At 64.0% G+C, this 23,200-nt stretch carries 22 protein-coding genes; 15 read left to right on the top strand and 7 right to left on the bottom strand.

Annotated elements, in window-relative coordinates:
• A partial coding sequence (locus E2583_RS17550) for a penicillin acylase family protein (protein WP_291597499.1) occupies nt 1–2,324 on the top strand: 2,324 nt, incomplete at its 5' end.
• Between the two features lie 127 nt (nt 2,325–2,451).
• On the opposite strand, the gene E2583_RS17555 is transcribed toward E2583_RS17550, so the two are convergent.
• Nucleotides 2,452–3,432: an alpha/beta fold hydrolase gene (locus E2583_RS17555; RefSeq protein ID WP_291597500.1), complete on the bottom strand. Its 981-nt coding sequence runs from the start codon at nt 3,430–3,432 to the stop codon at nt 2,452–2,454.
• A 157-nt stretch (nt 3,433–3,589) separates the two neighbouring features.
• On the opposite strand from E2583_RS17555, the gene E2583_RS17560 reads away from it, so the two are divergent.
• The 7 genes from E2583_RS17560 (at nt 3,590) to E2583_RS17590 (ending at nt 11,445) form a co-directional block, all read left to right on the top strand.
• Nucleotides 3,590–4,651: an aldo/keto reductase gene (locus E2583_RS17560; protein ID WP_291597516.1), complete on the top strand. Its 1,062-nt coding sequence runs from the start codon at nt 3,590–3,592 to the stop codon at nt 4,649–4,651.
• Between the two features lie 69 nt (nt 4,652–4,720).
• The gene (gene ybaK / locus E2583_RS17565) at nt 4,721–5,221 is read left to right on the top strand and encodes a Cys-tRNA(Pro) deacylase (protein WP_043004453.1); all 501 of its coding nucleotides are present in this window, start codon (nt 4,721–4,723) and stop codon (nt 5,219–5,221) included.
• Between the two features lie 197 nt (nt 5,222–5,418).
• Nucleotides 5,419–6,105, top strand: coding sequence for a glycerol-3-phosphate 1-O-acyltransferase PlsY (gene plsY / locus E2583_RS17570; protein WP_043372130.1), 687 nt, complete (start codon nt 5,419–5,421; stop codon nt 6,103–6,105).
• An 85-nt stretch (nt 6,106–6,190) separates the two neighbouring features.
• Entirely contained in the window at nt 6,191–7,717 is a 1,527-nt protein-coding gene (locus E2583_RS17575; protein ID WP_291597501.1) for a DUF4178 domain-containing protein, read from the top strand.
• A gap of 29 nt (nt 7,718–7,746) precedes the next feature.
• Nucleotides 7,747–7,962 (top strand): DUF350 domain-containing protein, encoded by a 216-nt coding sequence (locus E2583_RS17580; RefSeq protein ID WP_003056416.1) that lies wholly within the window; start codon nt 7,747–7,749, stop codon nt 7,960–7,962.
• A gap of 196 nt (nt 7,963–8,158) precedes the next feature.
• A complete protein-coding gene (locus E2583_RS17585; protein ID WP_291597502.1) occupies nt 8,159–9,709 on the top strand; it encodes a polyamine aminopropyltransferase in 1,551 nt (516 codons plus the stop codon).
• Nucleotides 9,709–11,445, top strand: coding sequence for an FAD-dependent oxidoreductase (locus tag E2583_RS17590; protein WP_291597503.1), 1,737 nt, complete (start codon nt 9,709–9,711; stop codon nt 11,443–11,445). Before E2583_RS17585 ends, E2583_RS17590 begins: the two co-directional genes overlap by 1 nt.
• A gap of 11 nt (nt 11,446–11,456) precedes the next feature.
• Here E2583_RS17590 and E2583_RS17595 read toward each other — a convergent pair whose 3' ends face one another.
• The 3 genes from E2583_RS17595 to E2583_RS17605 form a co-directional block, all read right to left on the bottom strand.
• Nucleotides 11,457–12,449 (bottom strand): HD domain-containing phosphohydrolase, encoded by a 993-nt coding sequence (locus E2583_RS17595; protein ID WP_291597504.1) that lies wholly within the window; start codon nt 12,447–12,449, stop codon nt 11,457–11,459.
• 15 nt (nt 12,450–12,464) lie between these two features.
• The gene (locus tag E2583_RS17600; protein ID WP_291597517.1) at nt 12,465–13,112 is read right to left on the bottom strand and encodes a retropepsin-like aspartic protease; all 648 of its coding nucleotides are present in this window, start codon (nt 13,110–13,112) and stop codon (nt 12,465–12,467) included.
• 87 nt (nt 13,113–13,199) lie between these two features.
• Complete coding sequence (locus tag E2583_RS17605; RefSeq protein WP_291597505.1) at nt 13,200–13,685, bottom strand: YajQ family cyclic di-GMP-binding protein; 486 nt, start codon at nt 13,683–13,685, stop codon at nt 13,200–13,202.
• Nucleotides 13,686–13,788: 103 nt separating this feature from the next.
• Between E2583_RS17605 and murB the strand changes: the two genes are divergently transcribed.
• Nucleotides 13,789–14,886, top strand: a complete 1,098-nt coding sequence (gene murB / locus E2583_RS17610; RefSeq protein WP_291597506.1) for a UDP-N-acetylmuramate dehydrogenase — start codon at nt 13,789–13,791, stop codon at nt 14,884–14,886.
• A gap of 63 nt (nt 14,887–14,949) precedes the next feature.
• On the opposite strand, the gene E2583_RS17615 is transcribed toward murB, so the two are convergent.
• The gene (locus tag E2583_RS17615; protein ID WP_291597507.1) at nt 14,950–15,441 is read right to left on the bottom strand and encodes a hypothetical protein; all 492 of its coding nucleotides are present in this window, start codon (nt 15,439–15,441) and stop codon (nt 14,950–14,952) included.
• Between the two features lie 264 nt (nt 15,442–15,705).
• Between E2583_RS17615 and phaR the strand changes: the two genes are divergently transcribed.
• From phaR to E2583_RS17635, 4 genes are all read left to right on the top strand, one after another.
• The gene (gene phaR / locus E2583_RS17620; RefSeq protein ID WP_291597508.1) at nt 15,706–16,251 is read left to right on the top strand and encodes a polyhydroxyalkanoate synthesis repressor PhaR; all 546 of its coding nucleotides are present in this window, start codon (nt 15,706–15,708) and stop codon (nt 16,249–16,251) included.
• 216 nt (nt 16,252–16,467) lie between these two features.
• Complete coding sequence (locus E2583_RS17625) at nt 16,468–17,850, top strand: DUF1329 domain-containing protein (RefSeq protein ID WP_291597509.1); 1,383 nt, start codon at nt 16,468–16,470, stop codon at nt 17,848–17,850.
• A 148-nt stretch (nt 17,851–17,998) separates the two neighbouring features.
• Complete coding sequence (locus tag E2583_RS17630) at nt 17,999–18,763, top strand: SDR family oxidoreductase (protein WP_291597510.1); 765 nt, start codon at nt 17,999–18,001, stop codon at nt 18,761–18,763.
• 148 nt (nt 18,764–18,911) lie between these two features.
• Nucleotides 18,912–19,298 carry a VOC family protein gene (locus E2583_RS17635; RefSeq protein ID WP_291597511.1) on the top strand — a complete coding sequence of 129 codons (387 nt, stop codon included), beginning with the start codon at nt 18,912–18,914 and terminating at the stop codon, nt 19,296–19,298.
• 445 nt (nt 19,299–19,743) lie between these two features.
• On the opposite strand, the gene E2583_RS17640 is transcribed toward E2583_RS17635, so the two are convergent.
• Together E2583_RS17640 and E2583_RS17645 are read right to left on the bottom strand one after the other, a co-directional pair.
• Nucleotides 19,744–20,136, bottom strand: coding sequence for a VOC family protein (locus E2583_RS17640; protein ID WP_291597512.1), 393 nt, complete (start codon nt 20,134–20,136; stop codon nt 19,744–19,746).
• Nucleotides 20,137–20,265: 129 nt separating this feature from the next.
• The gene (locus E2583_RS17645) at nt 20,266–20,829 is read right to left on the bottom strand and encodes a TetR/AcrR family transcriptional regulator (RefSeq protein WP_291597513.1); all 564 of its coding nucleotides are present in this window, start codon (nt 20,827–20,829) and stop codon (nt 20,266–20,268) included.
• A gap of 193 nt (nt 20,830–21,022) precedes the next feature.
• Between E2583_RS17645 and E2583_RS17650 the strand changes: the two genes are divergently transcribed.
• Nucleotides 21,023–22,201, top strand: coding sequence for an efflux RND transporter periplasmic adaptor subunit (locus tag E2583_RS17650; protein ID WP_291597514.1), 1,179 nt, complete (start codon nt 21,023–21,025; stop codon nt 22,199–22,201).
• Between the two features lie 65 nt (nt 22,202–22,266).
• On the top strand, nt 22,267–23,200 hold a 934-nt coding region (locus E2583_RS17655; protein WP_291597515.1), incomplete at its 3' end, for an efflux RND transporter permease subunit.

Below are 23,200 nucleotides of genomic sequence, written 5' to 3' on the forward strand. Positions count from 1 at the left end.
AGGATGCCTGGCGGGCTCTGGGCTTTGTCCATGCGCAGGAGCGCGGCTGGCAGCTGGAGTTCAACCGCCGTCTGATGCAGGGGCGGCTGTCGGAGACTCTGGGCCCGGCCACGCTGGAGCTGGACAAGTTGATGCGTGCTCTCGACATTCATGGCGCGGCGCGCCGCCAGTATGCGGCGCTGCCGCCTGCCGTGCAGGAAGCCTTGCAGGCCTACAGCCAGGGCATTGCGGCCTTCCATGCCAGGCCCATTCAGGCTGCCGCGCCGGAGTTCCTGCTGCTGGGCACCCGGGCCGGCAACTGGGAGCCGGAAGATACCGTGGGCTGGGCGCTGATGATGGCGCTGGACCTGGGCGGCAACTGGGGCAACGAGTTTGCGCGGCTGAATCTGCTGCAGGTCCTGAGCACCGAGCAGCTGTGGCAGCTGATGCCGGCCTATCCGGGCGAGCCGCCCGCGACGGCGGTGGATCTCGCCAGCCTGTACCGCCAGCTTGGTGTCTACCGGGAGGCAGATGCCCAGCCCAGGGTGTCGGCGCCGGCCGGGCAGATTCAATCGGCCTTGCAGCAATGGGCGGCCTCCATGGCGAGGGAGATGGGCACGAATGACGGACTGGGCAGCAATAACTGGGTGGTGGCCGGAAGCAAGACCAGAAGCGGCAAGCCCTTGCTGGCCAACGATCCGCATCTGGGGTTGAGCGCTCCGGCCATCTGGTATTTCGCGCGCCTTCAGTCGCCGCAGGGCCGGGCCGGTGACGGCAGCGCCCTGAGCGCGCTGGATGTAACGGGTGCCACCTTGCCCGGCATGCCCTTCGTGGTGCTGGGCCGCACGGCGCAGGTGGCCTGGGGCTTCACCAACACCAACCCCGATGTGCAGGATCTGTACCTGGAGCAGATCAACCCGGCCGATCCCGGCCAATACCGCACGCCCACGGGCTGGGAAAATTTTGCCGTGCGCGAGGAAGTCTTCAAGGTCAAGGGCCAGAGCGATGTCAGGGTGACGCTGCGCAGCACGCGCCACGGCCCCGTGATCAGCGATGCGCAGCAGCAATACGGCAAGGTCATCAACACCGATCGCTATGCGCTGGCCCTGCGCTGGGCGGCGCTGGACACCGACAACCGCACGGTGGAGGCCGGCCTCAGAGCCAACGGCGCGCAGACCGTGGCCGAACTGTTTGAGGCGTTTTCCATCTACCACTCGCCCATGCAAAGCATTGTGGCGGCCGATGTGCAGGGCCATATCGGCTTCAAGGCCGCGGGCAGGGTGCCGGTGCGTGCGCCCGACAATGACTTGCGCGGCGTGGCGCCGGCGCCCGGCTGGGATGCGTGCTATGACTGGCAGGGCTGGCTGAGCTACGAGCAGACGCCGCAGGACGATGGCGCTGCGCGTGGCTTTGTGGCCACGGCCAACCAGCGCGTGACGGAAGCCGGCTATGCGCATTTCCTGACCCAGGACTGGAGCCTGCCCTACCGCCACCAGCGCATAGAGCAGTTGCTGGCGGCCGGCAGCCAGCATGATGCGGCCAGCATGGCAGCGATCCAGAACGATGTGCAGTCCCTGGCCACCAGGGCCTTGCTGCCCGTGCTGCGCAAGGCCCGATCGAGCCACGCCCTGGCAGCGCAGGCACAGCAACTGCTGGCGGACTTCGACGGGCAGATGGAGCGGGACAGGCCCGAGCCGCTGATCTTCTCGGTCTGGGCCGACGAGCTGACGCGCGCCCTGGTGATTGCGCGCATTGGCGAGCAGCGCTTTGCCATGAGCTACGGCAAGCGTGACTTCCGTGCCGGGCTGGAAGGAATCCTCGCGCGCAATGACGCCTGGTGGTGCGCGCCGCTGAGCTGCGAGCAACAGGCCGGGCAGGCGCTGACCCGCACGCTGGACAAGCTGCAGGCTGCCTACGGCAATGATCCGCGCCAATGGCGCTGGGGCGCGGCGCATGCGGCGCTCAGCGCGCACAAGCCGCTGGGCTCGGTGGCGGCACTGGCGGGGGTATTCAATGTGAGCGTGGCCTCGGGCGGTGATGCCTATAGCGTCAATGTCGGGCAGTACAACGCCAACCCGCCGCCCTCCGATGCCAAAGGACCGCTGGCCGGACGTTTTGTCAGCCGCCATGCGCCCTCGCTGCGCGCCATCTACGACCTGGGCGATCCGGAGTCCTCGCAGTTCATCTACCAGACCGGGCAGAGCGGGCTGGCGCTGTCGGCCCGCTATGCGGACATGAGTGCGGAGTGGGCCGACGGCCGCTACCGAAAGCTGCAAATGCAGCCGAGGCGCTGGCGCCATGTGCTGGAGCTGCAGACCGGACAGGGCGTGGGAGACTATAAATAAGTGAGCTTGTAGAGAATGTTGTACGTTGATTTCAGATATAAATGATTCTGAAAATCAATGATTGCGTGCGCTAAAAGCTCCTGTATGGATAGCAACCAGCAGTCGCAGTCTCAGCAGTAGCAGTCCTTCAGCGCAGAAAGTCCTCGATCAGCCTGGCAACGGCCTCCGGCTGGTCGTGGTGCAGCATGTGGCCGGCGTCCTGCACGCGGGCGATCTCGCATTGCGGGATGTGACGGATCCGCTCGTGGTATTGCTCCAGCGTGTAGCGGCCCTGGTGCCACTGGCCCAGGCTGTCGTCCGACGCCTCGACCGACAGCGTAGGCGCGCTGATGGCGGCCAGGCAGGCCAGCGCTTCGTCCACACGGTAGAGATAGGGGTTGGCGATCTTGTGCGCGGCGTCGCCCAGAATATGCCAGCGGCCCTGGGCATCGGGGGCCGACCAATGGTGGGCCAGCCATAGCGCCTTGTCGCGGGGCAGGCGGCGATTGGTTTTCTGCAGGCGATTGGCCACGGCCTCCACGCTGTCGTAGGACGCGAGGCCCAGGCCGCCGGCACGCTGCTCGCGCAACTGGTCCATCCACTGAGCCAGACGCCCGGGGGCCTGGTCGGCCGTGGTCGGCGCCATGCCGAAGCCCTCGAGATTGACAAAGCGGCGAATGCGCTGCGGCCGCGCTCCCGCATACATGCAGGCGATATTGCCCCCCATGCTGTGGCCGACCAGGTCGATGGGCTGATCGGGCGAGATCTGCTCCAGCAACATGTCCAGATCGGCCAGGTAGTCGGTGAAGTAGTAGCTGTCGCAGGGTTCGGCGCCGCGGCTCAGGCCGAAGCCGCGCCAGTCGTGGGCCACGATGCGGCGACCCTGGACAAAGGCGTCGCTGAAGGCGTCGACCACAAACTGGTAGGAGGCGGCCACATCCATCCAGCCATGGGCCAGCACCAGCACCGGCAGATCCGGATCGAGCCGGGAGCCGGCCTCGGGCTCCCAGCTGCGCAGGTGGTACTGCATATTGCGCACGGGCAGCATCTGCGACTGCCACTGGCGGCGCGGCTGATAGGGCGGGATATCGGTGATCGGGCTGGTCTGCGTGGGGTGATGCGTTGTCATAGGGTCTCCGTGGATTTGATTATTGCTGCCGTCGCAGCATGGCCCGTCGTGCGCGGGACAGCCGGGTGCGCAAAAACAGGGAGCCCGCCGTGGTCTTGGGCTCTCAGGCCCTAAACTCGGGAGCATGACTTTTGCTGCATCCAACTCACGTCTTTCCATGAATCCTGTCGCTCTGGGGCAGAGCGATTTGCGCGTCAGCCCCATCTGCCTGGGCACCATGACGTTTGGCGAGCAGGTCGACGAAGCCGAAGCCTGGCGCATCATGGACCGCGCCGTGGAACGCGGCGTGGATTTCTTCGATACGGCCGAAATGTATGCCGTGCCGGCCCGCCAGGCCACTTGTGGCGCAACGGAGACCATCATCGGACGCTGGCTCAGGGCCCGCCCCGGCATGCGCGAGCGGATCACGCTGGCGAGCAAGGTGGCCGGCCCCTCGCGCGGCATGCCCTGGATTCGCGAAGGCTCGGGCATGTCGGCCCAGGACATCGTGCGCTCCTGCGACGCCAGCCTGGCGCGCCTGCAGACCGAGGTGATCGATCTCTACCAGATTCACTGGCCCGAGCGCCATGTGCCGGCCTTCGGCACCATGTATTACGACCCGAAGAAGGAGAGCTCGCTCACCCCCATCCACGAACAGCTGCAGGCGCTGGCCGGTCTGGTCAGGCAGGGCAAGATCCGCCATATCGGCCTGTCCAACGAGACGCCTTATGGCGTGCATGAGTTTGTGCGCCTGTCCGAGCAGCACGGACTGCCTCGCGTGGCAACGGTCCAGAACCCTTACTGCCTGATCAACCGCAGCTACGAGAACGGGCTGGACGAAACCTGCCACCGCCTCGATGTGTCGCTGCTGGCCTATTCGCCGCTGGCCTTCGGCCTGCTGACCGGCAAGTTCGACCAGTTTGCACCGACCGAGGCCGGTGCGCCCAGGGATGCGCGCATCGCCCGGTATGAATCCGTGCAGAAACAGCGCTGGGGTCGCCCCGAGGCGCTCGCTGCCGCGCGCCGCTACAACGCGCTGGCACGCCAGCATGGCATGACGCCGGTGCAACTGGCGCTGGCCTTCTGCTACACCAGGTGGCAGGTGGCCAGCACCATCATCGGTGTGACGTCGGTGGCCCAGCTCGACGAGGATTTGAATGCCTGGGGCACGCAGCTGCCTGCTGAGCTGCTGGCCGCAATCGACGCCATCCGCTGGGAGATGCGCGACCCTGCTGTCTGAGGGTTTTATTGAGGGAAAATGGCTGCAGGTCCATGTGGAGCATGTGCCAGCAGCTATCAAGATTGAATCATGGCAAAAAAAGACAAGAACGCCCATGTGAGCGAGACGCCGGCCACGCAGATGCTCAAGGCCCACAAGGTGGAGTTCACCGAGCACCCTTATGACTATGTGGAGCATGGCGGCACCGAGGAGTCGGCGCGTCAGCTGGGGCTGGACGAGCATGCAGTCGTCAAGACCCTGGTGATGCAGGATCAGGATGCCAGGCCGCTGATCGTGCTCATGCATGGCGACTGCAAGGTATCGACCAAGAATCTGGCGCGCCAGATCGGGGCCAAGAGCGTGGAGCCCTGCAAGCCCGAGGTGGCCAACCGCCACAGCGGCTATCTGGTGGGCGGCACCTCGCCGTTTGGCACCAGGCGCGAAATGCCGGTCTATATCGAGGAAACCATACTCGCGCTGCCACGCATTGCCATCAATGGCGGGCGGCGCGGCTATCTGGTGCAACTGGCCCCTGAGGTTTGTACCCGTCTGCTCGATGCCCGGCCGGTGCACTGCGCGCTGGCAGAATAGGGGGCTAGCCAGCCGGGGGCAGACGCCGGCTGGCAAAAAACGCAAACAACAAGGACTTACGCCAACCAGGATGCACAACGGGCATGACGGTCTACAAACCGCCGTGCCTGATACGGGTTGCGCAAGTCGTGACAACAATCGGTGCCGTCGACCTTGGTTGGCGAGCCTTAGGGCCAGTCTCTGGCCGAGGAATTCCTTTGAACGCCCTCTATCCCGTTATCGCCGTCATCGCGGCCTATCTGATTGGTTCGCTGTCCTTTGCCGTCATCGTCAGCCGCGTCATGGGCTTGAACGACCCGCGCACCTATGGCAGCGGCAACCCCGGGGCCACCAATGTGCTGCGCTCGGGCAGCAAGGCGGCTGCGGCCGTCACGCTGGCGCTGGATGCACTCAAGGGGCTGGTACCCGTGGTCCTGGTCAAGGCCTTCGGCGAGCCGTTCAGTCTGGGCGACAGCACGGTGGCACTGGCCGGCCTGGCGGCTTTCCTGGGCCATCTGTATCCGGTGTTCTTCGGCTTCAAGGGCGGCAAGGGCGTGGCCACGGCGCTGGGCGTGCTGTTGGGCATCAGCGGCTGGCTGGGTCTGGCGACGGCGCTGACCTGGGTCATTGTGGCCGTGTTCTTGCGCTATTCTTCCCTGGCCGCGCTGGTAGCCTCGGTGTTCGCGCCCGTGTACTACGTGCTGTGCAGCGGCATCGTCTGGGATGCGGAAACGCCCATCACCGCTGCGATTGTGGTGATGGCGATCCTGCTGGTCTGGCGTCATCGCGAAAACATCCAGCGCCTGATCGCCGGCAAGGAGTCCAGGCTGGGCCAGAAAAAGACCGAGGGCTCCAAGCCTGCAGAGGGCGCGGCCCGCAAGAGCGGCAAGAGCAAGCATCGCTAGGGCGCGGCTGCTACATTTCGCCGAGGCCGCCTTCAGGCCTCTTCCATTCAAGCGCAAGAAGCTCCTGATTAAATAGCAAAAAGATATGGCTTCCAGCCCATCGCAGCGCGACTACAGCGCTCCCTGTCCTGGTTGTGGCGCGCCGGTCCACTTCGCGAGTGCGCAATCGAGCTTTGCCGTCTGCGAGTTCTGCCGCAGCACCGTGCTGCGCGATGGCGAGACGCTCAAGCGCATCGGCTCCATGGCCGAGGTGTTCGAGGACTACAGCCCGCTGCAGTTGGGGGCCTCGGGCATGGTCAAGCGCAACGGCAAGCCCGAGCCCTTCAGCATCGTGGGCCGCGCGCAGTACAAAAGTGCGGCCGGCAGCTGGTCGGAATGGGTGGCTGCGCTCGGCCATGGCGAGCTGGCCTGGCTGAGCGAGGACAACGGCCGCTTTGTCTTTGCCGTGAACTGGCAGCCGCCGGGCTGGAAGGTGACCGAGTTCCAGCAGCGCGAGTGGCGCATGGGGCGCGAGCTCGTGGCCGGCAGCGAATCCTTCACCGTCACCAGCATTCAGGATGCGCAGCTGATGGCGGCTCAGGGCGAGCTGCCCCAGTTGCCCCAGCTGGGCAAGAGCTTCAAGCTGGTGGAGCTGCGCAGCGACAAGGATCAGATTCTCTCCATCGACTTCAGCGACAAGACACCGGCCTTCAGCCTCGGGGCTGCCGTGGCGCTGGAGGCATTGCAGATGCAGGGCCTGCGCAGCAGTGCCCAGCAAAAAGCCCAGGGGCGCCACTTCAACTGTCCCAAGTGCGGTGCCGTGGTACCCGTGCGCTTCGACAGCACCAAGGCGCTGAGCTGTCCCAGCTGCGGCAGCCTGATCGACCTGTCCAAGGGCATGGGTGCGGAGCTGAGCTATGCCGAGCAGCGCAGAAAGGTCAAGCCTCTGATCCCGCTGGGAAGCGAAGGCACGCTGGATGGTCTGAAATGGCAGGTCGTGGGCTTTCAGAGGCGCAGCGGGCGTGGCCTGGGCGAGGATGAGGACGACAGCTTCACCTGGGACGAGTACCTGCTGTACAACAAGAAAGCCGGCTTCTCGTTCATCGTCGATTCGGAAGACGGCTGGAGCACGGCTCGCGTCATCACGGGCGCTCCCAAGCTCAGCAAGAGCGGCGCCACCGCCACCTATCTGCAGCGCAAGTATCAGCGCGACTACGCCTACCTGGCCGAGACGGAATATGCCGAGGGCGAGTTCTACTGGCCGGTCTTCAAGGGGGCCAAGTCCAGCAATGTGGACTTTGCCAATGGCGGCAAGCAGTCCACGCTGGCGCTGGAGACCGCCAACCAGGAAACGACCTGGACCCATGGCCAGCGCGTTTCGGCGGAAACGGTGGCCCAGGCCTTCGGCACGGCCAAGCTCAAGGATCGCTCCCAGGTCAGTCCCCTGTCGGGCAGCGGCTTCAGCTGGGGCACGATTCTGTTCTGGCTGTTCCTGCTGCTGTTCATCCTGCCGTTCCTGCGCGCCTGCATGTCCAGTTCCAACTGCGATCCGCGCACCGATCCCAACTGCAGCTACAGCCGCTCCAGCAGCGGCTCCTATGGCGGCTACACCTCCGGCGGAAGCCACAAGTAACGCCCCTATCTCATTCGAGGAGAGAGATCATGTTTGACTGGTTCAACCCCCAGAACTTCTTCGGCTCCATCATCTACGCCCTGGTGGGTGTGGTGGTGTTCTGGCTGTGCTTCATCATCATCGACAAGATCACGCCCGTGGACATGTGGGCCGAGATCGTGGAGAAGCACAACAAGGCGCTGGCCATGGTGGTGGCGGCCATGTGCCTGGGCATCAGCATCATCGTCGCTGCGGCGATTCACTAAACACCCCCTGAGGCGCCCGCGCCTTCCCCCTCTCTCGCTACGCGGGAGGGGGACGACTGCATCGCTGCGCGGCGGCGCTTGCTGGCAGTCTCTCGTTTGCAGCGCGCCGGGTCTGAGCTTCAGAGTCCAATGGGAAGTGCTGATTCCCGAGGAGTGCAGGCCGATGGTGTGCTGAACTAGATAGAAAGAACACTTGATGACTTCGATGGTGGCCGAGGAGGATAGCGCTGGCCAGGGGCCTCGGCCCATTGATGTAGCGCTGCTGGCCAGCGTGTTCGTGATTGCGGCCTGCGGTCTGCTCTATGAGCTGGCGGCAGGGGCGCTGGCGTCCTATCTGCTCGGCGATTCGGTGCTGCAGTTCTCCACCATCATCGGCACCTATCTGTTTGCCATGGGCATCGGTTCGTGGCTGTCGCGCTATTTCGAAGACCAGCTGCCTGCGCATTTTCTGCGCGTGGAGCTGATGGTGGCGCTGGTTGGCGGTGCCTTGCCGGCCGTGCTGTTTCTGGCCAATGCCTATGCGCCGGGTGCGTTCCGCTTTCTGCTCTACGGCATGGTGATGGTGGTGGGCACGCTGGTGGGGCTGGAGATTCCGCTGGTGATGCGCATCTTGAAGCGCAATGCATCGCTCAAGGATCTGGTCTCCAAGGTGCTGACCTTCGACTATCTCGGAGCCCTGGCCGTGTCGCTGGCCTTTCCCATCGTGCTGGTGCCCAAGCTGGGGCTGGTGCGCACCGGTCTGCTGTTCGGCTTCATGAATGCGGCCATTGCGGTCTGGGCCCTGGTGCTGTTCAAGCATGAGCTGCGCAATCTGCGTGCCCATGCCTGGGCTTGCGCGCTGGTGCTGCTGGCTCTGGGCGGCGGCATCGCGGGCGCGGATCAGCTGACCCGGCTGGCCGACGACCATTTCTACCAGGATCGCATCGTGCTGAGCAGCAGCTCCCCTTATCAGCGCATCGTGGTGACGCAGGGGCGCCAGGGCGCTCGCCTGTACTTGAACGGCAATCTGCAGTTTGCCCAGAGCGACGAGTACCGCTATCACGAAGCGCTGGTCCACCCCGCCATGGCCGCACATGGCGCGGTGAAGAAAGTGGCGGTGCTGGGCGGCGGCGACGGCATGGCCGTGCGCGAGGTGCTCAAGTATCCGGGTGTGGAGTCCGTCGTGCTGGTGGAGCTGGATCCGGCCATGACCGATCTGTTCAGAAGCAATGCCATGATGACGGCGCTCAACGGCAATGCACTCAACGATCCCCGTGTGAGCATCGAGAACGCGGACGCCTTCCACTGGCTGCAGCAAGGCTCGGAGACTTTCGATGTGATCGTGGTGGACTTCCCCGATCCCACCAATTTCGCCATCGGCAAGCTGTTCACCAACAGTTTCTATGCGTTGCTGGACAAGCGTCTGGCGGCCAGCGGCTATGCCGTGATCCAGACCACCTCGCCGCTGATCGCGCGCCGTAGCTTCTGGACCGTGGTGCAGACCGTGGAGTCCGTGGGCCTGACGGCCGCGCCCTATCACGTGCATGTGCCCAGTTTTGGCGAATGGGGCTTTGTGCTGGCCAGCCACCGTCCCTGGCGCGAACCCGAGGCCTTGCCTGCCGGCATGCGTTTTCTGACCCTTCCCACGCTGCGCCTGATGTTTGACTTTCCGCTCGATATGGCGCGTGTGCCGACCGAGGTGAACCGCCTGTCCAATCAGGTCCTGGTCAACACCTATGAGCGCGAGTGGGGCAAGGTGGAGCACTGATGCGGGCTGATCTGAAGCGGCGCGACTGGCTCGGGCTGGCGGCCGCCGGCGCTTTGGGCGCAGCGGGCCTGGCCGGCTGCAAGCAGCCAGCGCCCAGGCTGGAGGATTTGCCGGGCGGCTTCAGTGGCGTGGCGCTGGAGCGCGGTCATGGCCTGCGCCCCTTCTGGCAGCGCCTGGCGCAAGGGCTGGAGCTGCCCGCACCTGCCGTAGTGCACCGGGCACCGGTCGTGATAGCGGGCGGCGGCATGGCCGGGCTGGCGGCGGCGCGCGCGCTGGAGCTGGCGGGTGTTCAGGGCGCAGCCTTGCTCGATACCCAGACCGCCATGGGCGGCAACAGCCAGGGCGGGCAGGTCAAGGGCATCGCCTGCCCCCTGGGCGCGCACTATCTGCCCGTGCCCGGCGACGATGCCCATGAAGTGCAGGACTGGCTGGAGGAGCTGGGCGTGCGCCAGCGTCGCGCCGGCCGCTGGCGCTATGACGAGCGCTATCTCTGCCATAGCCCGCAGGAGCGCCTGTACTGGCAGGGTGGCTGGCATGAGGGACTGCTGCCGGTGCAGGGGGTGAGCCAGCGCACGCTGGAGCAATATGCGCTGTTTGAAAAACTGGTCGAGGCAGCGTCCCGGGCTGCAGCCTTTGCCATGCCATCCATCCGTGTCTGGCAGCGCCAAGCGGGTCTGCCTGCCGCCCACGCCGAGCTGGATGCGCGCCGCTTTGACCAGTGGCTGGCGGCACAGGGACTTGATGACGAACGTCTGCTCTGGTATCTGGACTACAGCTGCCGCGATGATTTCGGAGCCGGTCTGAGCCGCGTTTCGGCCTGGGCGGGGATTCATTATTTCGCCAGCCGCCATGGTTTCCACGCGCCGCGTCCGCAGTCCGAACATGAGAGCGAGGAGAGCGGCGAGCAGGTGCTGACCTGGCCTGAGGGCAATGGCTGGCTGGCCCGGCAACTGGTGGCGGGACTGAAAGCCACGCAGCTGCAGGCCGATTGCAGCGTGCTCGCCATCACCGAGGATGCGGGCGGCGTGCAGATCGAGGTCTATCACCACGGCCGCCAGCAGCATGAACGCTGGCTGGCGCGCCATTGCGTGGTGGCGCTGCCCAGCTTTGTGGCCGCACGCGTGCTGCGCGATGCACCCGATTTTCTGCGCGCCGTGGCGGCGCGTCTGGACTGGGCACCCTGGCTGGTGGCGAACATCCATATCGACCGGCCGCTGGCCGACTACCCGGGTGCCGAGCCTTCCTGGGACAATGTGCTGTACCGCGATGGCAATGCGGGGGGGCTGGGCTATGTGGATGCGGGCAATCAGCGACTGGACCGCATTCGCCGCCAGCCCACGGTGCTGAGCTACTACCAGGCGCTGGGGGACTGGGCCGATGGGCGCAGGCAATTGATGCAGCAGCCGTTTGCCTTCTGGCGCGACCGCATCGTGAACACGTTGAGCGAGCCGCACCCCGACCTGCTGCAGCGTGCCACACGCATGGAAATCACCCGCTATGGCCATGCCATGGCGATTCCGCGCCCTGGTGATCAGCGCGCGTTGAGTGCGACAGCCATCAAGTTCAATGATGGACAGCGCAAGTTGCTATTGAATGGTGAGCGCGTGCAGGGCCTGCCTACGCCAGCAACGGCGCGGCTGAGCTTTGCGCACGCGGACTGGGCCGGCTATTCGGTGCTGGAAGAGGCGTTCACGCGCGGCCACCATGCAGGGTTGTTGGCGGCACCGGGCGTCTAGAGCGCAAAGCCTCAGCGTCTGCTGCCCGGCAGCTTGACCATACGGTACAGCTCGGCGTTGCCGCGCGCGCTGTGAATGCCCAGCTGTGCCATCGATCGCAGATCCAGGTCCAGCGTCAGCGAGGAACGCGCCAGCGCCGAGGTGATGGCCGGCCTGCGCCCGTCCAGATGCCAGATGGGCGGGTACATGCTGTGACCGTCACGGTCGATCACACTGGCAATCTGGGGCTCCTCCAGGCTTTTGCCACGGCGCAGCACCACGGCCACTTCGCCATTGTCCAGCTGCACATAGGTGCCGGGCGGGTACAGGCCCACGACATCGATCAGGGCCTGCTTGACCTCATCTGCGTACTGGCCACCCTGCTGCAGGACTTGCAGCGATTCGGTGGCCGAGCGGCCGCTGCGGGTCTTGCGCGGACTGATCAGGGCCGCATAGCGATCCACCGTGCCCAGAATGCGCACCAGGCGCTCCAGCGGCTGCAGCTGTGCCAGCGGCGCGGGCTGCAGCACCACATGGTGGTATTGCACCGTGTCCAGCCAGAGCTGGTCGCGCACCATCAGCCGCTCCAGCGTCAGGCGCCCCTCTGTGGGGTGCTGCTTGACGGCTTCGGCCTGCTGACCGCTCAGCGGCGTACGTTGCACGGCCAGCTGGTTCTGCAGCACGGTCATGCCGATATTCATGGTCAGCGCGGCGCGAATCAGCGTATCGCGCTCGACCTGGGGCAGGCCCAGCTCCTTGGCCAGGATGTGGCACAGGCCCGCGCAGACCACGGCGTGTGACGGGCTGTAGCCCACGGTGGTCGAGCTGGCACGCTGAAACATCAGGTACAGCGCGGCGTCGCTGTCCTGGGTGATGAGGTCCTGCAACCACAGATCGAGCTGGTGCAGCTTGCTGGCAAAGCCGGGGATGCGCAGCGGCTCGGTCAGCAGCAGCGCGACGGCCGCTTCCAGATCCGACCACAGGCCCAGCAGGTCTTCGTAGGGGTCGTCGTAGCGTGCTTGCATCGGCGTGAGGCGGGATCAGTTCTTCTCGAGAACCATCTCGTTGCCCTTGCGGGTCATCTGAAACTGGGTCAGCACGTTGTTGCCCAGCAGCACATAGGGCATGGACTCGGGCGCGACCACGGCGTCCATGCCATAGACCTCCATCTCGCCCAGCTTGACGCTGTCGAGCCGGATGCGCCAGCCCTGGGCCGTGCCGTTGGCGGTGCGCATCAGCACGGGCACGCCCTGCTGGTAGGGCAGTCCCATGCGGTCGGCATCGGCGCGGCCTATGGCAACGGTGCTGGCGCCGGTGTCCACCATGTACTGCATGGTTTTGCCGTTGATATAGCCGCGATCGATGAAATGGCCGCGGGAGTCGGCGATCAGGACCAGCCGGCCCGAGCGTGCGGCACCGCCAGCGCCGCCCCGGCTGCCCACGCTGACCGGAGCATCGCCCAGGCGCACGGTCTGCCGCCGGCCCTTGATCTCCACCACGGCAGTGTCGCCGCTGATCTGCAGCAGGCGCACCTCCCTGTGGCTTTCGTTGACGGCCAGCGCCTTGGGGGCACCGCCGTCAATGACCAGCAAGGCCTTGCCGCCCAGCACGCCGGTCAGCGCCACGGACTGTCCCCAGGCGGCGGCTGCGGCCAGGCCGAGCCACAGCAGGAGAGCCGTGCGGCCCATGCTGCAGCTGCCCGGCGAGGGCATCCGCCGGCCGCACCGCATGGCGACCAGGGAGCGGGCAGCAAGGCTGCGCAGCAGGGGGCTCATTCAATCGCGGAAGTTGTTGAACGACAGGGGGTGGTCGGCGAGATCCTTGCGGATCAGGGCCATGGCGGCCTGCAGGTCGTCGCGCTTGGCACCGGTGATGCGGACCTTCTCTTCCTGGATGGCGGCCTGGACCTTGAGCTTGCTTTCCTTCATCAGCTTCTGGATCTTCTTGGCCAGTTCGGATTCGATGCCGTTCTTGACCTTGATGACCTGCTTGACCTTGTCGCCGCCGATCTTCTGTGCCTTCTGAATGTCCAGGAAGCGTACATCCACATTGCGCTTGGTCAGCTTGTTGCGCAGCAGGTCTTCGACCTGCTGCAGCTGGAACTCCGCATCGCCGTAGATGGTGATTTCCTTGTCCTTGAGCTCGACCGCAGCCGAGGTGCCCTTGAAGTCGAAACGGGTGCCAATTTCCTTGGTGGCGTTGTCAACGGCGTTCTTCACTTCGACGAAATCGGCTTCGCAAACAGTGTCAAAAGAAGGCATGTGTAATTCCTATCAGTATCAGAGCGGTGAACAGCCACAGTGCGCCGGGCCGTGATGTGCTGCTTGCCAGCAGCGGAGCAGGCGCAGTGCGACAATTGGGTGGATGTTAGTCGAGAAAAATGTTCCCCTGCAGCATTGCAACACCTTTGGCATTGCCGCGCGCGCCGAAACGCTGGTGCGCATTCGTAGCCAGGACGATATCCGCCAGTTTCTTGCCGACCCGCTATGGGGGCGGCAGCCTGTCTTCGTGCTTGGCGGTGGCAGCAATGTGGTGCTGACAGGCGACGTGGCGCCTGTGGTGCTCAAGATGGAAATCATGGGCATGCGGCTGCTGCGCGAAACCGACAGGCACTGGATTGTCGAGATCGGTGCCGGCGAGCGCTGGCACGACATGGTGGCCTGGACGCTGGCCCAGGGCTATACCGGTCTTGAAAACATGGCCCTGATTCCCGGCACGGTCGGGGCGGCTCCGGTGCAGAACATCGGCGCCTACGGCCTGGAGCTGCAGGATCGCTTTGACTCGCTGGATGCGATCGACCTGGTCACCGGCGAACAGTTCAGCCTCGACGCCGCGCAGTGTGCGTTTGGCTACCGTGACTCGGTGTTCAAGCACGCACCGGCCCAGCCCAAGTACTGGCCCGTGACCGGCTCGGCAGCCCTCCCGCGGGGGCTGGGCCTCAAGGGGCGGGCGGTGATCACACGCGTGCGTCTGGCGTTGCCCAAGGGCTGGAAGCCGGATCTGGGCTATCTCGATCTGCAGCGCAAGCAGGCGGAAAAAGGCATAGCACAGCCGACCGCGCAGCAGGTCTTTGAATGGGTCTGCGAGATCCGCCGTGCCAAGCTGCCGGACCCCGAAGTCATCGGCAATGCGGGCAGCTTCTTCAAGAATCCCACGGTGACGACCGAGCAATGCGCGGACATCATCGCGCGCGAGCCCAAGATCGTGCACTACCCCATGGATGACGGCACCATCAAGCTCGCGGCTGGCTGGCTGATTGATGCCTGCGGCTGGAAGGGCAAGACCATGGGGAGGGCGGGCGTCTACGACAAGCAGGCGCTGGTGCTGGTCAATCGCGGAGACCGTCACAGCATTGACGCCAGCGTGACCGGCGGTGAGGTGATGACGCTTGCGGGAGCCATCCAGACCAGTGTCTACGAGCGTTTCGGCATTCGGCTGGAGCCGGAGCCGGTGGTGATCTGAGTGTGTGAGGAAGCCCACAAAAAATGGAGCCTGAGGGCTCCATTCTTGGATGTCCGCTGCAGCTTATTTCCAGAATGCCGGACGCAGCAAGATGCCGGAGATGCGGTAAGGAGCCTTGGGCTCGACCGCCAGTTCCATGGGCACGAAGCCCTTGGTGCAGCTCAGCAGCACGCTGGCGGCGAGGGGCGTGGAGCTCTCCATGCGTCCCACGGCCTGGCAGCTGCCGACGCCGGTGCGAACGGAGTCCAGGGCTTTTTGCACGGTGTCGATGGGAGAGTTCTTGAGAAACTCCTCGTTGAAATTGCTGGCGGTCAGCTTGGTCTTGCCGTCCATGGCCGTCACAACGGCTTGCAGACGCTTGCGCAGGGCGGCGTCAGCGGCCGCTGCATCCACATTGGCAGGAGCCGCCTGGGCCGCAGGCGCAGCCTGTGGTGCGGTGGCCTTGGCGGCATCGGTCGCAGCGGCATCGGGCTGGGCCTGCGCTGCACTCATGAAGCCGGCAGCAGCCAGCAGGGTGGTCAGACAGACAGCATTGCGTGTTTTGGTGGAGATCATTCCGTTGAGCCTTTCGTCAAACAACGAGAGGCACTGTAAACCTTCTGCAAGCTTTATTGCGCCGGACAGCAAGCTGTTTTTGTGAATGAATGGCAAAGACCTGGGGCAGGCTGTGACGGAGGTGCGACTTTGTTGCTGCGCAGACAAGCCTGTTTGTCAGGGTTACTGCTTGCCGGAGCGGCTTGCGCACTGCCTAAAATCTGTTGCACTGCAATAGCTCAATTGACGACGGGGGGCAGATCCCCAGAACATAAAGGACTTGCAATGCAAGAAAGCAAAGAGGGCAAAGAAGGTGATGTCGAGGCGGGGACGCAGCGAATCATCAAGAAGTACCCCAATCGTCGCCTGTACGACACCAACACCTCTTCCTACATCACGCTGGCCGAGGTCAAGCAACTGGTCATGGACAGCGAGCCGGTGGTCATCCGGGATGCCAAGACGAATGAAGACCTGACGCGTTCCATTCTGTTGCAGATCATTCTGGAGGAAGAGGCCGGAGGGGCACCCATGTTCTCCGAGGCGATGCTGGCCAACATCATTCGCTTCTATGGGCATGCCATGCAGGGTTTCATGGGAAGCTATATCGAAAAGAACGTGCAGATGTTCACGGATTTCCAGAGCAAGCTGGCGGGCCAGTCCCAGGGCGTGAATCCCGAGGCCTGGAAGCAGTTCATGAGCATGCAGCCTCAGGCCATGCAGGGCTTGATGGGAAGCTATATGGAGCAGTCCCAGAACATGTTCACCCAGATGCAGGAGCAGATGCAAAAGCAGACGGAGCAGATGCTGGGCGTGTTCGGCATCAAGCGCTGAGCGCTCGGAACCTGTTCCACAGCGGGCCGACGGCCCGCTTTTTTGATGGCGGCTTCGGCTGTCTGCCTGCGCTAGTCCCAATTGACGATGTTCTTGACTGTCGCCCGCCGAACAATGATTTCGTTGCTTCGGAATCGCGAGTCGGCAGGGAAGAAGAACGATCAGTGAAATTCAATGACAGGCAGATGCATGGCAATGCATCCAGGGAGACTAGGCATGAAGTTAGGAATGGGGGGCCGTTCGCTGGCGGCCCTGGCTGCAGGCGCGTTGTGGATGGGGGCAGTCTGGGCCAAGGCGACGCCCGATGAACTCGCCCGGCTGGGCAAGTCGTCGACATGCACGGGCGGGGAGAAGGCGGGTACGGCCAGTGGCGTGCCCGAGTTCACCGGCAAATGGCTGGGCACGCCACCCGGCATCCAGTACAACCCGCATTCGGGCCAGCATCCGGTGGACCCTTATGCCAGTGAAAAGCCTCTGTTCACGATCACGGCGGAGAATCTGGCTCAGCATGCCGAGCGCCTGACCGAAGGCCAGAAGGCCATGTTTGCCAAATATCCCAGGACCTATCGCATTCCGGTCTATCAAGGGCACCGCGACTTCCGCTTTTCGGATGCCGTCTGCGCGGCCGCCAGGAAGAACGCCCAGGACGCCACGATGAATGCCGATGGTCTGGGCATCACGGGTGCGGTCAAGGGCGCGCTGCCCTTTCCCTTTCCCAAAAACGGCCTGGAGCTTGCCTTCAACAATCTGCTGCCGTCGCGCGCCTTCACCGAGCATACGCTGCGTGACAACGCCAATGTGCTCGCCGACGGCAGCATCGTCTGGGGTCGGGCCGACAACCGTGCCTTCAGCCAGATCAACGACCCGGCCAACGCGGGGCAGCCCCTGAGCAGCCCCATGTCCCAAGGCATGAATGCGGTGAAGCTGCCCGAGCGCGAGAAGGGCGGCGTCAGCGTGGTGTCCGAGCCGGTGGAGTTCGGCAAGGAAAAGCGCCTGGGCTGGAGCTATGACCCTGGCACACGCCGTGTGCGCCAGATTCCCGAATATGGCTTTGACCAGCCTTTGTCGGGGACCGGCGGCAAGCTGACCATTGACTCTGATCGCCTGTTCAATGGCTCGCCCGAGCGCTACCACTGGAAGTCACTGGGCAAGAAGGAAGTCTATGTGCCGGCCAATGCCTACAAGATTCACGGCAGCAGCGTGAAGTATGCCGACCTGCTCAAACCCGGCCATGAAAATCCCGACTACATGCGCTACGAGTTGCGCCGTGTCTGGGTGCTGGAGGCTTCGCTCAAGGACGGATACCGGCACATGTTCGGCAGGCGCATGCTGTTCCTCGATGAAGATACCGGTCAGGCAGTGATGAGCGATTACTACGATGCCCGTGGCCAGTTGTGGCTGCAGGCGGTGGTCAATCATTACTACGCCTTCGACGCCAGAATCTGGCATGCGGGCACCAGCTTTTATCACGATCTGAATTCCGGCGGCTATGTGGCCTACAACCTGTTCCAGGAGCGCACCCTGGGGCCTGTGCTGAACAAGGGCAATATGACCGCCGCCATGTTCACGCCCGAGGCGGCGCGTAACGCCGGCAACTGAGAACCCAGAATCCTTCAGGCAGCACGAGCGGCCGTGTGTGGCTGCAGGCTGTTTGTCGGCCAAGCCAGGAGGTGCTTGCGCCTCCTTTTTCTGCGTGGAAGTGGCCAGGCTTTGCCCGTGGCCGGAAAGTACCAGGAGGAGACCGAGGATGACAAATCGTTTGCAGGGCAAGGTGGCGCTGGTCACCGGGGGCGCCAGTGGCGTGGGGCTGGAGGTGGTGAAGCTGTTTCTCTCCGAAGGAGCCAAGGTTGCATTCAGCGACGTCAACGAAGCGGCAGGTCTGCAGCTGGCGGCGGAGCTGGGCGGGCACAGCATGTTTGTCCGCCATGACGTGAGCAGCGAAACGGACTGGAAGCTTGTGATGGCGGCGGTACAGCAGAGCTTGGGCAGGCTCGATGTGCTGGTCAACAACGCCGGCATCCTGCTGCCGGGCGATATGGAGACAGGGAGCCTGGAGGATTTCAGTCGTCTGCTCAAGGTCAACGCAGAATCGGTTTTCATCGGCTGTCAGCAGGGCATTGCGGCGATGAAGGAGGCAGGAGGCTCGATCATCAATATGGCCTCGGTATCGAGCTGGCTGCCCGTGGAGCAATACGCCGGCTATAGCGCCAGCAAGGCCGCCGTGTCGGCACTGACCCGCGCTGCAGCGCTGAACTGCCGCAAGCAGGGCTACGCGATTCGCGTCAACTCCATTCACCCCGACGGCATCTACACGCCGATGATGCAGGCTTCGCTGCCCAAGGGCGTGAGCCGGGAGATGATCCTGCATGACCCGGTGCACAACCGCGCCGGACGTGCCTACATGCCCGGGCGCATCGCACAGTTGGTGCTGTTCCTGGCCAGCGACGAGTCGAGCGTCATGAGCGGTAGCGAGCTGCATGCCGATAACGCGATTCTGGGCATGGGTCTGTAGATGCCCGCCTGAATCCGGCAGACATTCACCGAAGGCCTTGAATCATTTCAAGGCCTTTGTCGTTTTGCTGGTTAGGATGATGTCGCCGGACGTCGGGCAGGCATGCGTTCAACGTTCAAAATCGATCGAGCTCTGAGAAGGTGGTTTCATGAAATTGGGTTACACAATCGTCTATGTCCCTGATGTCTCGGCATCCCTGGACTTCTTTACCCGGGCTTTCGGCATACCGCAGCGCTTTCTCCATGAGTCCGGAACGTACGGCGAGCTCGAGACCGGGCAGACGGCGCTGGCATTTGCCGCCCATGAACTGGGTGCGCTGAATTTTCCCGGTGGCCATGTCGAAGCGCACAGTTCCCCCAGGCCATTGGGGTTCGAAATCGCGCTGGTCACGGAAGATGTCGAGCAGGCCCATCGACGTGCGCTCGATGCCGGCGCTGCCGAGATGGCGGCACCGACGGCCAAGCCCTGGGGGCAGGTGGTGTCCTATGTGCGTTGCCCCGATGGCTGCGTGGTGGAGCTCTGTACGCCCATGTGAGCCTGAGCCCAAGAGGCGGCGGGACTGCGCGAAGGGCCCGGGGCCGGTCGCGCAAATCGCGCCGTCGCGTGGCCTGGGTCGGGCTCCAGTCATGATGCGAAGCGCAGAAGCGAGATGATTGTGCGGGCCGCCTGGCGGCTCGGAGGGGACAGTCACGCGCGAGCGGTGCCGTCTGCCGTTTCCGCGTGGAGGCGAGGCCTTCGATCGCTTTCAACGATGCCTGGATCAGACATTGCTCGGATGGACTCGCTGTGCCCTTGCAAACGGGGAAGCCCGGTTGGCGCGATGGTCTGGTGCTTTGGTGCTTTGGTGCTTCCGGCATGGCTGGCGGTCCGGGTTGAATGCGGGCCCGGTCCGGCGGGACGGTCAACGCCGTACAGACCCAGGATGCCCCGGCGCAGAGGCTCCGGTGCCGGCGGGCCTCGGCAAGTCCGGGCGAGGGCGGCTAGGCCGTCTCCGAGATCTCGATGAGGTTCAGGTCGGGGTCACGCACATAGATGGAGCGGATTTTTGATGTGGCACCGGTGCGCAGCACAGGGCCTTCGGCAATGGGAACCGACATCTGCTCCAGGCGTTTGATGACCTCGTCCAGTGGCACCGAGGCCAGAAAGCACAGGTCCAGGGCCCCGGGCGTCGGCGTGTGGGCCTTGGGTTCGAACTCGCGCCCTTTCACATGCAGATTGATCTTCTGCTGGCCGAAGGCAAAGGCCTTGCGCTCCACGGGCGGGGTGCCGCCGATGAAGGACTCCAGTCGCATGCCCAGGACTTCGGTGTAGAAGTGTATGCATTGGGCTTCGTTGGCCGTGGTGAGAACCAGGTGGTCGAGGTGACTGATCATGACAAGGCTACTGTCCGGTTGTGAAAACGAGTGTGAAGGCACGCGCGCTCGGGTTGCAGGGCCGCAGCATGACCAGGGCGCAACTGGAGGCCTGCATCGCCGTTAGGGCTGCAGTCAGGGTCGATTGTGTCAGGCTGCCGCCGTTCCGTCCTGGCGCATGATCCCCTGCAAAAATGCCTGCTCTGCAAGCTGTGCCAGCGGGGCACGAGGGATGCGACCGCGGCGCTCTCCATCGATGAGTGCGATCACGGTTCCCAGCCATAACTCGGTCAGCGTTGCGGCACTGAAATCGATGCGGAACACGCCTTCCTGTTGGCCGCGCAGGAAAAAAGCGTCGACCTTGGGTTCCCAGATCGCATTTTCCTCCATGGGTTTTTCGACTTCGTTCCAGTAGTAGGTCAGGAACAGCGTGAATTCGCGATGTTCCAGATGCTTGGCATTGAGGCGCTTGAGTGCTTCGAGTACCGGGCCTTCCTCGATACGGGCTTCGTCCAGTGCTTCGTCCAGCGTGCGCAGGCTTTGCTCCAGCAGTCGCTTGATCAGCAGATCGCGCGTGGGGCAGAAACGGTAGAGCGTGGCCTTGCTGATGCCAATGGCCTTGGCCAGCTCCTGGAGCGTGGCACGCGGGTGGTTGACCAGGGCCAGGGCCAATGGGGGGAGGATTGCTGTGTTGTCGTGGGGGGCTGTTGTCATTCGTAGCTCCGGTTGGGGCGGATACGGATGAACCTATTTTGATTCAACCAGCGAGTCTAAAAGCAATAGCTGGCAACTTTACACATCAGCAAAATATCAAGAATCAATATAGGCCTTAATGAATCAAATTTGATTCAAAAAACTTTTTCATGCATCATGCGCGTCTTTCAAGATTTGACAAGACTCAAAAGCCATGAAGACGAAAAGCCAGAATGTGCGTGCCTGGCCGGCCCTGGCCGCATTGGCGGCCGCAATGATGTTGAGCGGTTGCATCCAGTCGGAAGCGGGTGGTCAGCCCCAGGAGCTGCCGCAGGTGGATGTGGTGACCGTCAAGCCCAGGGCGCTGAGCCTCAGCGCTGAACTGCCCGGGCGGATCGAGCCTGTGCGCGTGGCCGAGGTGCGTGCGCGTGTGCCGGGTATTGTGCTGAGCCGCCATTTCAAGGAGGGCGCCGATGTGAAGGCTGGCGAGGTGCTGTTCAGCATCGACCCGGCGCCGCTGCGCGCTGCGCTGTCGCGGGCCCGGGGCGAGCTGGCGCGAGCCGAGGCTGCGCTGTCGGAAGCGCAGTCCGTGGTGCGCCGCTACGAACCGCTGGTGGCGCAGGAGGCTGTGAGCCGCCAGGATTTCGACAGCGCCAAGGCTACGCTGCACAGTGCCATGGCCACGCGTCAATCGGCCCAGGCCGAAGTGGAGGCGGCACGCCTGAACCTGGAGTATGCGACGGTGAAAGCTCCGATCGCCGGCCGCATCGGCCGTGCCCTGGTGACTGAAGGTGCCCTGGTTGGCCAGGGGGAAGCGACAGCGATGGCGGTGATCCAGCAGCTGGACCCCGTCTACGCCGATTTTCGCCAGCCTGCCGCGTCGGCTACGCGCTGGCGTGCCCAGCAGCTGCAGGGCCAGTCGCCACGCAGCACTTCGGTGACGCTGGTGGCTGACGGTCTGGATCAGAAACGCCAGGGACGGATGCTGTTCTCGGATGTGACGGTGGATCGCGGTACCGGCCAGCTGGCGCTGCGCGGTGAGTTTCCCAACCAGGATGGCTTGCTGCTGCCCGGCATGTATGTGCGCGTGACCCTGGGTCTGGGCGAGGATCCTGCGGCCATTCTCGTGCCGCAGCGCGCGGTGCAGCGCGGCGCCGACGGATTGGCCCATGTGCTGGTGCTCGACGAGCAGAACAGGGTGCAGTCCCAGACGGTGCGCACCGGTGCCATGTACGGCTCCGACTGGCATATCACCGAGGGCCTCAAGGAAAACGCCCGAGTGGTGGTCGGAGGCCTTGCGGCGGCCGTACCCGGCACCAAGGTGCAGATCCGGGCGGCCGCTGCAGCTGAAGCTGGCGTCGTCAAAGACGCTGAAGCCGCTTCAAAAAAATGAGCAATATGCGCTGATTCTGAAAGCGCTGAATGCCAAAAAAGACAAGCCTTACTCAAGGATAGATGATGTCCCGGTTTTTTATTGATCGCCCCAAGCTGGCCTGGGTGGTTGCGATCTTCATCCTGCTGGCCGGCCTGCTGGCGATCCCGGCCTTGCCTGTGGCGCAGTTTCCCAATGTGGCGCCGCCGCAAATCTCCATCTCGGCCACCTATCCGGGGGCGTCAGCCACCACGGTGATGGAGTCGGTGACCAGCGTCATCGAAGAGGAGCTCAACGGCACCAAGGGGCTGCTGTACTTCGACTCGTCCAGCGGCGCCACGGGCCTGGCTGAAATCACGGCCACCTTTGCACCGGGCACTGATCCCGCACTGGCCCAGGTCGAGGTACAGAACCGGATCAAGAAGGCCGAGGCCAGGCTGCCGGCCTCGGTGATGCAGATGGGTCTGCAGGTCGAGCAGGCCAGCGCCAATTTCCTGCTGATCTATTCGCTGACCTACAAGGGCGACGACAGCGGCAAGAACGAGGTCCGTCTCTCCGACTATGCGGTGCGCAACATCAACAACGAGATCCGCCGCGTGCCCGGCGTGGGCAAGGTGCAGTACTTCGGCGCCGATGTGGCCATGCGGGTCTGGGTCGATCCGCAGAAGCTGCTGGGCTACGGCCTGTCGGTGGCGGACGTGAATGCGGCCATTGCCGCGCAGAATGCCCAGGTGCCGGCGGGCAGCTTCGGCAGCCAGCCAGGATCGTCCGAGCAGGAGCTCAGCGCCACGATCGCCGTCAAGGGCACGCTGAGCTCACCCGAGGAGTTCGGCCAGATCGTGCTGCAGGCCAGGGCCGATGGCTCGGCCGTGCACCTGGCCGATGTGGCGCGTCTCGAAGTCGGTCAGCTCGATTACAGCTTCGCCTCGCGCGAGGACGGCCACAAAGGAGTGGCGGCCGCCGTGCAACTGGCACCTGGTGCCAATGCGATGCAGACCGCCAAGGCGGTCAAGGCGAGGC

Origin of the sequence: Comamonas sp. (genome assembly GCF_009360615.1) — a bacterium.
Lineage (GTDB): Bacteria > Pseudomonadota > Gammaproteobacteria > Burkholderiales > Burkholderiaceae_C > Comamonas.

Excerpts from the sequence above, each read along its gene's own strand:
- ybaK (WP_043004453.1), top strand. The coding sequence starts at position 4,721 with ATGGCAAAAAAAGACAAGAACGCCCATGTGAGCGAGACGCCGGCCACG.
- E2583_RS17650 (WP_291597514.1), top strand. The coding sequence starts at position 21,023 with ATGAAGACGAAAAGCCAGAATGTGCGTGCCTGGCCGGCCCTGGCCGCA.
- murB (WP_291597506.1), top strand. The coding sequence starts at position 13,789 with ATGTTAGTCGAGAAAAATGTTCCCCTGCAGCATTGCAACACCTTTGGC.
- E2583_RS17625 (WP_291597509.1), top strand. The coding sequence starts at position 16,468 with ATGAAGTTAGGAATGGGGGGCCGTTCGCTGGCGGCCCTGGCTGCAGGC.
- phaR (WP_291597508.1), top strand. The coding sequence starts at position 15,706 with ATGCAAGAAAGCAAAGAGGGCAAAGAAGGTGATGTCGAGGCGGGGACG.
- E2583_RS17645 (WP_291597513.1), bottom strand. The coding sequence starts at position 20,829 with ATGACAACAGCCCCCCACGACAACACAGCAATCCTCCCCCCATTGGCC.
- E2583_RS17640 (WP_291597512.1), bottom strand. The coding sequence starts at position 20,136 with ATGATCAGTCACCTCGACCACCTGGTTCTCACCACGGCCAACGAAGCC.
- E2583_RS17635 (WP_291597511.1), top strand. The coding sequence starts at position 18,912 with ATGAAATTGGGTTACACAATCGTCTATGTCCCTGATGTCTCGGCATCC.
- E2583_RS17555 (WP_291597500.1), bottom strand. The coding sequence starts at position 3,432 with ATGACAACGCATCACCCCACGCAGACCAGCCCGATCACCGATATCCCG.
- E2583_RS17605 (WP_291597505.1), bottom strand. The coding sequence starts at position 13,685 with ATGCCTTCTTTTGACACTGTTTGCGAAGCCGATTTCGTCGAAGTGAAG.
- E2583_RS17580 (WP_003056416.1), top strand. The coding sequence starts at position 7,747 with ATGTTTGACTGGTTCAACCCCCAGAACTTCTTCGGCTCCATCATCTAC.
- E2583_RS17630 (WP_291597510.1), top strand. The coding sequence starts at position 17,999 with ATGACAAATCGTTTGCAGGGCAAGGTGGCGCTGGTCACCGGGGGCGCC.
- E2583_RS17615 (WP_291597507.1), bottom strand. The coding sequence starts at position 15,441 with ATGATCTCCACCAAAACACGCAATGCTGTCTGTCTGACCACCCTGCTG.
- E2583_RS17575 (WP_291597501.1), top strand. The coding sequence starts at position 6,191 with ATGGCTTCCAGCCCATCGCAGCGCGACTACAGCGCTCCCTGTCCTGGT.
- E2583_RS17595 (WP_291597504.1), bottom strand. The coding sequence starts at position 12,449 with ATGCAAGCACGCTACGACGACCCCTACGAAGACCTGCTGGGCCTGTGG.
- E2583_RS17590 (WP_291597503.1), top strand. The coding sequence starts at position 9,709 with ATGCGGGCTGATCTGAAGCGGCGCGACTGGCTCGGGCTGGCGGCCGCC.
- E2583_RS17585 (WP_291597502.1), top strand. The coding sequence starts at position 8,159 with ATGACTTCGATGGTGGCCGAGGAGGATAGCGCTGGCCAGGGGCCTCGG.
- E2583_RS17600 (WP_291597517.1), bottom strand. The coding sequence starts at position 13,112 with ATGGGCCGCACGGCTCTCCTGCTGTGGCTCGGCCTGGCCGCAGCCGCC.
- E2583_RS17560 (WP_291597516.1), top strand. The coding sequence starts at position 3,590 with ATGAATCCTGTCGCTCTGGGGCAGAGCGATTTGCGCGTCAGCCCCATC.